Genomic DNA, 11636 nt, shown 5'->3' on the forward strand with positions numbered 1-11636 from the left:
CGATCCGTGAAGGTGGACGTACAGTTGGTGCTGGTGTTGTTGCTAAGGTTATTAAATAATTAGCATTGATATTTATTGCATTCTTAAAGGCCGCCTCTGCGGCCTTTTTGTTTTAGAAAGCCTCATTATCATATTGGTTCTAATACAACTTTAATATCATCGGGTGCAGCATAATACGGTGCTGATGTAATAATTAACGGTACTCCACTTTGTGCAAAGTCAGCAATATTATTAAGGTTGACACCTCCTGCAATAGAAATGACACAATGCGGTGCGATGACTTTAGCTTCAAACATAACAATTCTAACTTGTTTAGGATTAAATTTATCCAGTTGTAGAATATCAGGTTGAGCGACTAGAGCTTGCAACGCTTCATTCATATTGTCTGCTTCCACAATGATCTTTTTTTCTGGTGCATTACATCTTAATTGTTTAATCATCCCCAGCCAATCATTTGGATCAGACCAAAAACGTCGATGATTAGCAAACAGTAACACTGATTCGGCGGTGCCTGAACGATGTAAAATACCCTCACCATGGCTAATGGCTGCAATCGATAATGTTTTTGTACCTGGTATACTTTTACGTGTACAGGCGATGCGAATTTGCGGATTAATTTGTTTAGCAATAGCGACCATCCGGGCCATATAGTTTGCCACGCCACAACTCCACTCCAGAATATTTTGTACCACTTTCCATCCTTGATGCAATTGAGCGGCTTGACCATAAACGGTCAATAAGATCGTGCCTTGCTCCACATCCATACCGTCAGACACATGACATACCACCGTAAGCGATAATCGATTTAACAATTTTTCAGAAAGTGTCAGACCACTCACTCGTCCAGCAGCTTTTCGGCAAAAGGTCATCACCCCCTGCTGATTGCCAATCGCTAATAAACGTGTGGTTAAATCGCCATATTCAATATCACTGAGTAATAAGCTGTCTAATAGTTGCTCTGAATAATAGAACATATCAATCCTTGTTGCGTTATTTTTTATTCGGTAAATAAATTACCTTGCTGTAAATGATAAATGTGGTTAGCCAACATACTCGCCTCTTTTGGCTCATGCGTGACCAATAATATTGTCATCGAGTATTGTGCCTGTATATCGATAACCAATTGCCATAAATTCATCCGTAATTGCCAGTCTAAACTTGAAAATGGTTCATCAAGGAGTAGCAATTTAGGGTTGCTAATTAGTACTCGAGCTAAAGCCGCTCGTTGCTGCTCCCCACCAGAAATTTGCCAAGGATAACGATCGGCTAAATGACCGATACCAACTTGCTTTAAAATCATCTTACATGCATCATCACTTTTCGATTGCTTTGCTGCATACTGTGCTAAATGTAAATTCGCTAAAACCGTCAGATGAGGGAATAAATAAAGACGCTGATTTAAATATCGACATGGCCGTTGCCAAGGATGGTATTTATCGATATTAACGCCATCAATGGAAATATGACCTTGATAATCGCGATAACCAGCAATAGCATCGAGTAAGGTCGTTTTACCACTGCCTGAATGCCCACACAATGCTATAATATCAGATGACGCAATAACGAAATCAAGTTTGCTAATAATACCGACCTGTAATTGTTTAATGCACAGCATGTTGTTTTGCTTCACGTTGTAATAGATGAATGATAAATAGCAATGAAGATGCAATAAGCATGAGGAGTAATGCGCAACCAATCGCTTGTTTAAAATCACCACTCGCAATATTTAAATAGATAGCCATTGGCAATGTTTCTGTTTTCATTCTTGTGGCACCGGCTAACATCAATGTTGCACCAAACTCCCCCATTGCTCTTGCCAGGGCTAAGATACAGCTGCTGAGTAAAACTTTCCAAACAAGCGGTATCTCAACAAATAAAAGGGTTTTTATTGGCGTGAGTCCAAGATTATAGGCTGCGTTGAGGTATCCTTTATCTATAGAGGAAAAGGCGGCACTACTATTTCTAACAATAATAGCACTGGCCACATAGGTTTGTGCGATGACAATGCCAATAGGTGAAAACAACCATCGAGCAAATGCAGGGAAAATATCATTGACAGGCCCCGCTTGCCCCAATAATAATAACAATCCTATTCCTGCAACTAATGGTGGCATAACCATTGGCAAATCTAATATTAGATTAAGCCATTTTTTACCTTTAAAAGGAATTCTTTCAAGTGACCAAGCGGCGGGTATAGCAATAATTAACGCAAATAATAATGAAACAAGTGCCGTTGTAATTGATAAAATTAATGCAAAGTGGATTTCTGGATCAAAAATTAATGCGGAGATAATCCCACTATCAATTTGTAAAAATAGCGATACCATTGACCCCAGAATCAAAAATAACAGTAACAACAATGGGCATAGCATTAATTTAGTCATTAAAGTTGTACTATTCCGCATTGATTAGTTTATTGGTAAAAAACCTTGCTCAATAAAGATCCGTTTACCTTCTTCTGACGAAAAGTAATCAGCTAGCTGAGCCGCAGATTGCGGATAATGAGATGTTTTCAACACGGCAACCGTCACGATCTCTTCTGGCGTACCAATCGGTGTGGGTAATAATTCTAACACATCTTGGTTTTTTATTGCGTCAGAGCGACCAATAACTGCGGCATCAATATCACCATTTAAAAGATAAAGTAATAGTTGTTTGATTGTGGTTGTACGTACAATGACTTTATCTTCTAACTGCTGACCATAACCACTAGCAGATAATAACTTTTCACCAGCAACACCTAATGCGATTGCCTTAGGATCTCCCATACCCAGTTTTAATGAGCTCTCAGCAAGTTGCTTAATGGTTGTAATGCCTTTATCTTTGCGTACAACTAAAGCCGGTGTATGTAAAACGATAGGTGAAGCGCTAACAATTTGGTCCGTTGATGATAATTTATCTACATATTCAGCAGACCCTGGTAAAAAAACATCCCCTGTCTTCGTCAGCTCGAAACGGGTCAGAATTTGACCTGAGCCACCATACTCAACAATAACGTTGTGCCCCGTATCTTGCATAAAATGGCTGACAATTTTTTCAACTGGTATCCTTAACCCTGCTCCCGCATAAAGGTGTAACTCATCAGCATAGCAGTTTAATGTGTTTAGCAAAATCGTGCAAAAGCAGATTATCTTGGTGTATACGGTCATATAGGCTCTCAATTTTCATCATTACAATCGTTATGTATTTTATTATATAACGAGTGTGCTTGTAAATTGAATATCAAAAGTTTGCTTAAAAGCGATAACCCATTTTGATAATAAATAACCTACTAAAAAACTCAACTATTAGGTATAATTATTATTCCCGAATCTATTTTCTATTTTAGAAAGGAACTTATATGAAAATTCTTTGTATTAAATCAAGTATTTTAAAAGATTTCTCTGTGTCGAATTCATTAATACACGATGTCATTAATCAACTAAAAGAACAAACGGGTTCAGTTACCGTTGTTGAAAAAAATGTGGGTGAATACCCGCCTGCACATTTAACACTTGAAGTGATGACTGCGCTTAAAACTAAAGATACTTCTTCATTAACTGATTCTCAAAAAGTCGCATATAATGAAATTTTAACGTCAATTGAAGAACTTCAAACTGCCGACCTAATTGTTATTGGTGCTCCAATGCATAACTTTGGTATCAGCAGTGGTTTAAAAACATGGCTTGACCAAATTTGCCAGGCAGGCATTACCTTTAGTTATACTGAACAAGGTCCAAAAGGGTTAGTTGAGAATAAGCCAACAATTATTGTCTCAACACGCGGAGGAATATACAGCACAGCACCTTATAACGCTCTCGATCATCAAGAAACATATATTAAAGCTGTACTTGGATTAATTGGTATCACAGATATTAAATATATTCGAGCTGAAGGGGTTAATATTAGTCCTGAAATGAAAGAACAAGCGATAACAAACGCTAAAAAAGATATTCATTCATTGTAAAAAAGAGAATGAAATAAAATCAATAAAATGATTTTATTTCATCAAACTTATTCTTCATTAATTTCAAGCGCAATTTCAGACAAAATAATGCCAGTATTATCGGCATAGACAAAATCACCAGAGAAAAATGTCACGCCTGCAAAATTAACTTTGATATCCGTTTCACCAATTCCCTGATCTTCTGCACCAACAGGAATTGCCGCAATAGCTTGAATACCAATATCAGCATCTGACAAATAGTCGACTTGCCTTACTGCACCATAAACAATGATACCTTCCCAGTTATTTTGCACCGCGATATCAATCAGTTCACCGTCAAATAATGCTCGACGCACAGAACCACCACCGTCAACCACTAAAACTTTTCCAGCGCCATCATTTTGTAATACTTCATACAAAAGGCCATTATCCTCAAAACACTTAACCGTCACCACCTGACCTGAAAACGACGAAATACCACCAAAATTGGTAAATAATGGCTCAACAACATTGACGTCTTCCGGATAATAATCGCATAGAATTGAAGTATCAAAATCCATATAATGCCTCCTAACTGAAAATACAAATAATGACCTAGTATACTGCTAAATACAGCCAGATAGCAAAAATAACCCACTGTTAGATACAATTAAATGTGAACTAGCTCAAAATAATACCCAGACTGTAAAGTATATTCACGATCAATGCTAAACGAATCATAGGAACAAACTGGACAATGAAATCATGATGATTCCGTGCGATGAAAACCGCTTTTAGATGGTAAATACAGAGTGGTAAAGTAACGAGGAATAGCCAGCCACTTATGTTGTTTAAATAACACCAAGAAAACAGACTCAATAGCAAATATGAAAGCGTTAATAAAGCAATATGATAGTATTTAGCCCATTTGATCCCGATTATCACAACCAATGTTTTTTTGTGGTTTGCCTTATCACTTTGGTAATCCCTCAAATTATTAATATTGAGTACAGCTACCGATAATAAACCACTCCCGCAAGCGGGAAGCATAAAAGATAATGAGAGCGATTTGTGCTGCAAATAAAAACTCCCTAATACACTCACACAACCAAAAAAGATTAAAACAGAAATATCACCAAGTCCAATATACCCATAGGGATTTTTGCCAACTGTATAGGTAATCGCAGCAATGATCGATAAAATGCCAATCCCAATAAATACAATTAACTCCTGACCTGTATCGCAAGCTACAATAAGCAGACATAATCCGCTAATTGCACATAAAATGGTATTGATCATCAACGCAATCAATAATTGACGGAGGGTAATATCACCTCGATGAATCCCTCGCTTTGGACCAATACGATTTATTGAATCATTTCCTTTAAGGCCATCGCCGTAATCATTGGCAAGATTTGATAAAATTTGTAACAAACACGCGGTTAGTAGAGTAAATAAAAAGATTGACCAACGGAATGTATGCTGCCAATAAGCTAGTGCACTCCCAATCAATATAGCTGAAATTGCTAAGGGTAATGTTTTTAGACGAAAGCTACTTAACCAAGCCAATAAAGCAGAGTCAGGTTTCATAATGATATTTTTGAGCAAAAAGAAAACTGAATCATAGCAGTTATCTTAGAATGATTCACCCCTTATGATAAGGTTAAAGCTAAAGTAATATTTGAATGATCAATATTATAAGTTTGATTTTTGCCTTATTAGACGGTAACGGAAATATTTTCGCAGTCGCCCATCCCTTAATGCTGCAATAAAAATACCTAATGAAGTATAAAATGCACACAGCACCAACAACATGAAAATATTAAAAAGGTTATCTGAGATGGATAAACCCATTTGATTTACACTTGCAATCATATTGGTGGCCCATGTGGAAGGGAGTAATTTAGCAATCAGTTGAACCCAGTGGGGCATCGCATCAAGTGGCCAAATTGTTCCTGATAAATAAAAAACAGGTGTAGTAATAAAGGCTAATGTCAGATAAATCATCTCAACACGACGTAAACATTCTGTAAGCAGTTTTGCAAGCCCCATGACCGCTAATATAAAGGGGAATGTCATTAATAGTATTTGTGATAAGCTTGCTAACTGTCGATACCCCAATACCCAAGGCCATAAACCAAACAAAACAATTGATAAAAATAACCAAATAGGTACTAAGGCAGACAAACTGCCTAAAAAAATAATTTTTGGTGGTTTTCCTTGTGGTAAAGTATTTAATGCAATATTGGTACGGGTTGTCGCAATCAATAATGAATGCTGTAACAGCATGACAAGTAAACCTGGAAACGTAATAGCCGCAAGACTAATTCCGGCATTATAGAGAGGTTCCGTTTGACTGTTAATCGGCATAAGCACAATACTTACCTGCTGAGGCGTAAAACCATTATTACGCATAATATTAGCGTTATAATTTAATAAGACTTGTTGATAGATAGCTTTAAAGTCTTGTTGTATCATACCATTAGCTAAGCGACTTGATGCATCACCATAGGCTGGAATATTAACTGTTTCACCTTTTAAAAGTCGTTTTTCATAATTACGCGGAATGGTAATCACTGCAAAAATTTTGCGCTCATTAATATCTTGATAAGCTGCTAGAGAATTTTCATACATCATCATGTCAACTTTTGAACTGGTATTTAATGCGCGCATCAAATCTCGGCTAGACTCGCTATGATCTAAATCGACCACCGCAACCGGTAAATTTGATACAGTGCCATTCATGTATACCAAGCTCATTAATACCACTGAAAAAATCAGCAATAACCATTTTGGAATACCTAATAAACGCAAAGTTACCCGTGTAAATGCAGCCCAGTAGAGTTTAAACATTTTATAGCACTTCCTCTCTATTTAAACGCTTGACTAAACGCTTTCTCACCAATACCGTGATAATAATGGGGTAAATCATCAGTATTGCACACGTTTTTAACACAGAAATCACATCCGCATGCCGTAAAAATAAATCAAATAATCGATTTAGTGCATAGGTTAATGGTTCGATAGATGAAATCGCTCGTGCAACCCAAGGCATAGAAAGCTCAGGAACCACAACCCCTGAATAGGTTAATGCGAGTCCAACAAGCAAACCTACATACGAATAGGCATCAATGGTTGAACGGGTAAAACTAAATAAAAAAATCCCTAAACTTTGTGCAGCAATAACATAAAAGAATGCTACCGTTAACATAGAAAATGGATTCCCGGCAACCCGTGCTTGTGAAAACAAGACAAGTAAAGCAATCTCGAAGATCAGTAACATGGTATACCATAATGTATAAGGCGCTAATTTACCCAGTACAAAAGGATAACTTGGCCTAGTTCGCCGTGGCAATTTACCTAAGATATGAATAGTCATGGTGACAACGAATAACTGGAGTAGATGAACAACTGCCGAAAATTGTTGGAAATACATCGAGTTGCCACTCGCATTAAAGAGGCCATCATAATTAAAATTAGCCTGTGCTAATTTAGGCACTGAAATGCCTATTTTGGTCGCTAATATACTGCGATATTGGCTATTGAGCTCATGAATTAACCCCGAGTAATCCATGACAGAATAGAGCCCAGCACTATAATATAATGCATTATAATATAAAACAGGGGTTGGTTGACGCCCCGATAAGACATCAGCCTCAAAATTAGGCGGGATATAAAGTAGTGCATAAATTTGTGCCTTGGCTAGCGCTTTTTCCCCATTATTTAAGCCACTGTCATAATTAATCAAATGAGCATGTGCGCCGGCATCAAGATCGCGAATAATTTGCCTTGATAAACTACTTTTATCTTGATCAACAAAACCAACCGGTAAATCAAATAATACACCTGTTGAAAATATGCTGCTAATAAGCATAAAAATCATCAATGGCAAAATCCACAGCAGCCAATGATAAGTAAAGCGTTTAAAGATAAAGTGCATTTCATCATTAAATGCCACTTTAAATCGCTTTAAGAAATCAATGATTAATTGTTTAATATCCATAAGCTACTCATACCCACGCGTAGGCCTTCAACCGGTTGTACTGGATATAAACGAATTTCAAAGGTTTTTAAATCAAAATCGCCTGTTGCTCTAGTTGCTCTTTTAGTTGCATAATCACCCATTGGAGCAATATACCTCACTTCAGTTTCAATCTCTTTTTTACCGAGTGCGGGAACTTGTAAAAAGACATGGTCACCTTTATGAATCTTCACTAAGATGTCTTCTCGAATATTAAATACAAAATAAGCATCCGATAATCTGACAACTGTCAGTAGTGGGCTCGTTGCATTAAATAGTTCACCCACTTCAGCAGGAATAGAGCCGACTTCACCATTTACAGGTGATTTGACTTGTAGATCATCATATTGAATCATTAACTGATTAAGATTTTCTTCAGCTTGTTGTAATTGAGCTTCATAAATTTGTTTTTGTTCTACCCGATCACCATGTAAAGCTTGGTCTAAATTAGCTTGTGCTGAATTAACTTGCTGATAGGCAGCATCGCGTGCTTTTAACGCATTATCTAATACTGACTGAGAGAGGTAACCTTTGCTCGATACGGCTTTATTTCGTTCATACTCTTTCTCTGCATTATCATAATTTACTTTTGCTTGTTCAAATAATGCTTCATAGTAGCGAATGCTCTCTTCACGCGTGCCATGCACCGATATTGCTAATTGTGATTTAGCCTGATCACGCTGTGCCTGAGCCGCTTTAACTTGAGCTAGGAGCTCTGGGCTATCTAAAGTTATGACAATATCACCGGCTTTAACATCATCACCGCGATTAACATGTATCGCCTCAACTTTACCTCGTGCTTTAGACGATAAGTTGACATTAGGTGCATCAACTTCACCTTGTAAAATTAAATCACTATTATGTGATCGTATTAGAATTGTCATAGAAATGGTGACAATCACAAGCAGTACAACAGCAAAAATTTTTTTATTCATAATAAATTAGCGCGAATTGAATTAACGGGTAAGTATTGTATTGGGCTAAATAGATTGAATGATATTGGATAATATCATCATCAAGGCACTGTATCATATATAAGAGCAACGTGAATTGTTATACCAATTGTGCCTATTTATCTAACTGATAGTTTTTACTTATCTCAAAATAGATGCAAATCTATTAGATAAAAACCTACTTATTTAGTATGATATTACGAAATGTTATAATAAGGTACAAGAATATGAAAAAAATTGTTATTGTTGGTGGTGGTGCTGGTGGATTAGAGCTAGCGACACTGTTAGGGAAAAAACTTGGCAAATCTAAGAAAGCCAAAATCACACTTGTTGATAAAAACACCAATCACCTTTGGAAACCATTGTTACATGAAATTGCAACAGGGACATTAAATGATGAACTTGATCATGTGAATTATTTTGCCCAAGGACAAAATAACTCTTTTTCATTTCAACAAGGCCAGCTCAGTAATATCAACCGTAATGATAAAACGATCACACTTAATAACGTTGTTGATAGCAAAAATCAAGTTATTTTTCCTGAAACAACCGTGAGTTATGATGTTTTAGTGATGGCGATTGGTAGTACTTCAAATGACTTTGGTACACCAGGCGTAAAAGAACATTGTACATTCCTTGATGACCAAGAGTCAGCAAAACGTTTTAGAAAATCCATTTTATCGACTTTCTTCCGTTTTTCATCTGGCTTAGAAGATAAACAAAAACTGAATATTGCCATTGTAGGCGCTGGCGCAACTGGTGTTGAGTTAACGACTGAATTATTTAGTATGGTTAAAACACTGGGTAGTTATGGATTTGAAAAATTAGATCCATCACTCCTTAACATTACGCTAATAGAAGCAACAGATCGCATCCTACCTGCACTCCCTAAATCAGCAAGTAAGAATATCCAAGCCAAACTTGAAGAATTTGGTGCAACAGTATTAACAAAAACAAAAATTGTTAAAGCTGATGAAAATAACTTTTATCCTGAAGGACAAGACCCAATCCCTGCTGATATTATGATGTGGACAGCGGGTGTTAAAGCGCCTGATTTCTTAAAAGATATTGCAGAACTTGAAACAAACCGTGCAAATCAACTTGTTGTAAAACCGACATTACAAACCACCCGTGATGATGCCATTTTTGCGATAGGTGACTGTGCATGTAGTGCTAAGCCCGAAGGTGGTTTTACGCCAGCAACAGCACAAGCCGCTCATCAAATGGCGACAATTTGCGCAAAAAATATTATTGCTATTGTTAAAGATAAAAAACTTAAATCATTTGCCTATAATAATAAAGGCACAATCATTTCATTAGCACATACTGCACAGGGTGTTGTAACAACAATTGGTAAGAACCAGATGGGAGTTAAAGGTTGGTTAGCCTCATGTATTTATAAAATGTTGTACCGTTTCCACCAAGTGGCATTATTTGGTATTTTTAAAACATTCCGGTTAGTTAGAGCGAATAAAGTTTATCGTTCAATTCGTACTTCGGTCAATATGGATTAAGTCGGCCGATAAACAAAAAACCGAGCAAAAGCTCGGTTTTTTTATCAACATCATTTACGTCGTTAATTAGCTTTTTTCTACTTGGCTAAAATCTAACTCAACCGGTGTTGAACGACCAAAAATAGATACAGACACTTTTAAGCGGCTTTTTTCATAATCCACTTCTTCAACGACACCATTGAAGTCAGCAAACGGCCCTTCATTAACTCGAACCATTTCACCGGGTTCAAATAATGTTTTCGGTCTTGGCTTATCACCGACTTGTTGTAGGCGATTCATAATAGCATCAACTTCACGTTGTGAAATTGGTGCAGGTCGATCTGATGTTCCACCAATAAAGCCCATAGTACGAGGAACACTACGAACTAAATGCCAAGAAGCATCATTCATAATCATTTCAACTAACACATAACCTGGGAAGAATTTTCGTTCGCTTTTGCGTCGTTGACCACCTTTCATTTCAACAACTTCTTCAGTGGGAACTAAGACCTCACCAAATAGATCTTCCATGTTATGTAATTTGATATACTCACGTAATGATTGAGCAACACGCGCCTCGTAGCCCGAGTAAGCCTGAATTACATACCAACGCTTATTTTGTGTTTCACTCATACTAATGCCCTAACACTGTTAATTTTGATATTGCCCAGAAAAAGAAAGTATCCATTCCCCATAAACATAAACCAACAACAACGGTAATTACTGCAATTAATAGCGTTGTTTGTATTGTTTCTTTTCTCGTTGGCCATACGACTTTACGAAGTTCAATACGGGATTCTTTAGCAAAAGTAACAAAACCTTTTCCTGACTGTGTTGTTATTGCTAGAAATAACGCTAAAACAGACACAAGGATAACACCTACAATTCTTACTACAACATTAGGTTGGTAGATCGAATTAGGCTCTGCAAAGTAAAAATTACCCCATACGACTAAAGCTACTAGTACAAAGACTAAAAGCCATTTAACTTTATCAAGCGCTTTGCTTGTTCTTTGATTATCACTAACAATACTCATATAAAACCCATTCTTTATTTTTTATCTTATTGAATAATAATCTACTTTATAAAATGCTCTATCAAAAAGCTCAAAACATTTTACTAAATAGACTATCAACACAAAAATTCGACAAGATAAGAAAGGGCATCTTAAGATACCCCTTCATAATTTATCATCGATTACGAAGATTATTTAATAACCTTAGCAACAACACCAGCACCAACTGTACGTCCACCTTCACGGATCG

Annotated in this window: 13 protein-coding genes; 2 read left to right on the plus strand and 11 right to left on the minus strand. The window is 36.8% G+C overall.

The window, feature by feature from the left end:
- Positions 1–128 precede the first annotated feature (128 nt).
- From modD to modA, 4 genes are read right to left on the minus strand one after another with little or no spacing between them, the layout of a single operon-like run.
- Entirely contained in the window at positions 129–974 is an 846-nt protein-coding gene (gene modD / locus ABEA36_RS12050; protein WP_345492524.1) for a ModD protein, read from the minus strand.
- Between the two features lie 23 nt (positions 975–997).
- Positions 998–1615, minus strand: a complete 618-nt coding sequence (locus ABEA36_RS12055) for an ATP-binding cassette domain-containing protein (RefSeq protein ID WP_345492526.1) — start codon at positions 1613–1615, stop codon at positions 998–1000.
- Positions 1602–2384, minus strand: a complete 783-nt coding sequence (locus tag ABEA36_RS12060) for an ABC transporter permease (RefSeq protein WP_345492550.1) — start codon at positions 2382–2384, stop codon at positions 1602–1604. The genes ABEA36_RS12055 and ABEA36_RS12060 overlap by 14 nt, the downstream gene beginning before the upstream one ends.
- Positions 2385–2408: 24 nt before the next feature.
- On the minus strand, positions 2409–3149 hold the full coding sequence (gene modA, locus ABEA36_RS12065) for a molybdate ABC transporter substrate-binding protein (protein ID WP_345492528.1): 741 nt from the start codon (positions 3147–3149) through the stop codon (positions 2409–2411).
- A 191-nt stretch (positions 3150–3340) separates the two neighbouring features.
- On the opposite strand from modA, the gene ABEA36_RS12070 reads away from it, so the two are divergent.
- Positions 3341–3946: an FMN-dependent NADH-azoreductase gene (locus ABEA36_RS12070; protein ID WP_345492530.1), complete on the plus strand. Its 606-nt coding sequence runs from the start codon at positions 3341–3343 to the stop codon at positions 3944–3946.
- Between the two features lie 47 nt (positions 3947–3993).
- Here ABEA36_RS12070 and rraA read toward each other — a convergent pair whose 3' ends face one another.
- From rraA to ABEA36_RS12095, 5 genes are all read right to left on the minus strand, one after another.
- The gene (gene rraA / locus ABEA36_RS12075; protein ID WP_345492532.1) at positions 3994–4485 is read right to left on the minus strand and encodes a ribonuclease E activity regulator RraA; all 492 of its coding nucleotides are present in this window, start codon (positions 4483–4485) and stop codon (positions 3994–3996) included.
- 100 nt (positions 4486–4585) lie between these two features.
- Positions 4586–5494: a 1,4-dihydroxy-2-naphthoate polyprenyltransferase gene (locus ABEA36_RS12080; RefSeq protein WP_345492535.1), complete on the minus strand. Its 909-nt coding sequence runs from the start codon at positions 5492–5494 to the stop codon at positions 4586–4588.
- A 105-nt stretch (positions 5495–5599) separates the two neighbouring features.
- Complete coding sequence (locus tag ABEA36_RS12085) at positions 5600–6757, minus strand: ABC transporter permease (protein ID WP_345492537.1); 1158 nt, start codon at positions 6755–6757, stop codon at positions 5600–5602.
- 1 nt (position 6758) lies between these two features.
- The gene (locus tag ABEA36_RS12090) at positions 6759–7907 is read right to left on the minus strand and encodes an ABC transporter permease (RefSeq protein ID WP_345492539.1); all 1149 of its coding nucleotides are present in this window, start codon (positions 7905–7907) and stop codon (positions 6759–6761) included.
- Positions 7889–8860, minus strand: a complete 972-nt coding sequence (locus tag ABEA36_RS12095) for an HlyD family secretion protein (protein WP_345492542.1) — start codon at positions 8858–8860, stop codon at positions 7889–7891. The genes ABEA36_RS12090 and ABEA36_RS12095 overlap by 19 nt, the downstream gene beginning before the upstream one ends.
- A gap of 245 nt (positions 8861–9105) precedes the next feature.
- Between ABEA36_RS12095 and ABEA36_RS12100 the strand changes: the two genes are divergently transcribed.
- A complete protein-coding gene (locus ABEA36_RS12100; protein ID WP_345492544.1) occupies positions 9106–10392 on the plus strand; it encodes an NAD(P)/FAD-dependent oxidoreductase in 1287 nt (428 codons plus the stop codon).
- A gap of 66 nt (positions 10393–10458) precedes the next feature.
- Here the strand turns inward: ABEA36_RS12100 and nusG are convergent, their stop codons facing one another.
- Positions 10459–11004 carry a transcription termination/antitermination protein NusG gene (gene nusG, locus ABEA36_RS12105; protein WP_345492546.1) on the minus strand — a complete coding sequence of 182 codons (546 nt, stop codon included), beginning with the start codon at positions 11002–11004 and terminating at the stop codon, positions 10459–10461.
- A gap of 1 nt (position 11005) precedes the next feature.
- Positions 11006–11407, minus strand: coding sequence for a preprotein translocase subunit SecE (gene secE / locus ABEA36_RS12110; RefSeq protein WP_345492548.1), 402 nt, complete (start codon positions 11405–11407; stop codon positions 11006–11008).
- Positions 11408–11636: the final 229 nt, after the last annotated feature.

Origin of the sequence: Orbus sasakiae (assembly GCF_039542345.1) — a bacterium.
Lineage (GTDB): Bacteria > Pseudomonadota > Gammaproteobacteria > Enterobacterales > Orbaceae > Orbus > Orbus sasakiae.

What these genes read in the sequence shown, in the direction of transcription:
- modD (WP_345492524.1), bottom strand. Translation starts at nt 974, where the DNA reads ATGTTCTATTATTCAGAGCAACTATTAGACAGCTTATTACTCAGTGAT.
- ABEA36_RS12055 (WP_345492526.1), bottom strand. Translation starts at nt 1,615, where the DNA reads ATGCTGTGCATTAAACAATTACAGGTCGGTATTATTAGCAAACTTGAT.
- ABEA36_RS12060 (WP_345492550.1), bottom strand. Translation starts at nt 2,384, where the DNA reads ATGACTAAATTAATGCTATGCCCATTGTTGTTACTGTTATTTTTGATT.
- modA (WP_345492528.1), bottom strand. Translation starts at nt 3,149, where the DNA reads ATGACCGTATACACCAAGATAATCTGCTTTTGCACGATTTTGCTAAAC.
- ABEA36_RS12070 (WP_345492530.1), top strand. Translation starts at nt 3,341, where the DNA reads ATGAAAATTCTTTGTATTAAATCAAGTATTTTAAAAGATTTCTCTGTG.
- rraA (WP_345492532.1), bottom strand. Translation starts at nt 4,485, where the DNA reads ATGGATTTTGATACTTCAATTCTATGCGATTATTATCCGGAAGACGTC.
- ABEA36_RS12080 (WP_345492535.1), bottom strand. Translation starts at nt 5,494, where the DNA reads ATGAAACCTGACTCTGCTTTATTGGCTTGGTTAAGTAGCTTTCGTCTA.
- ABEA36_RS12085 (WP_345492537.1), bottom strand. Translation starts at nt 6,757, where the DNA reads ATGTTTAAACTCTACTGGGCTGCATTTACACGGGTAACTTTGCGTTTA.
- ABEA36_RS12090 (WP_345492539.1), bottom strand. Translation starts at nt 7,907, where the DNA reads ATGGATATTAAACAATTAATCATTGATTTCTTAAAGCGATTTAAAGTG.
- ABEA36_RS12095 (WP_345492542.1), bottom strand. Translation starts at nt 8,860, where the DNA reads ATGAATAAAAAAATTTTTGCTGTTGTACTGCTTGTGATTGTCACCATT.
- ABEA36_RS12100 (WP_345492544.1), top strand. Translation starts at nt 9,106, where the DNA reads ATGAAAAAAATTGTTATTGTTGGTGGTGGTGCTGGTGGATTAGAGCTA.
- nusG (WP_345492546.1), bottom strand. Translation starts at nt 11,004, where the DNA reads ATGAGTGAAACACAAAATAAGCGTTGGTATGTAATTCAGGCTTACTCG.
- secE (WP_345492548.1), bottom strand. Translation starts at nt 11,407, where the DNA reads ATGAGTATTGTTAGTGATAATCAAAGAACAAGCAAAGCGCTTGATAAA.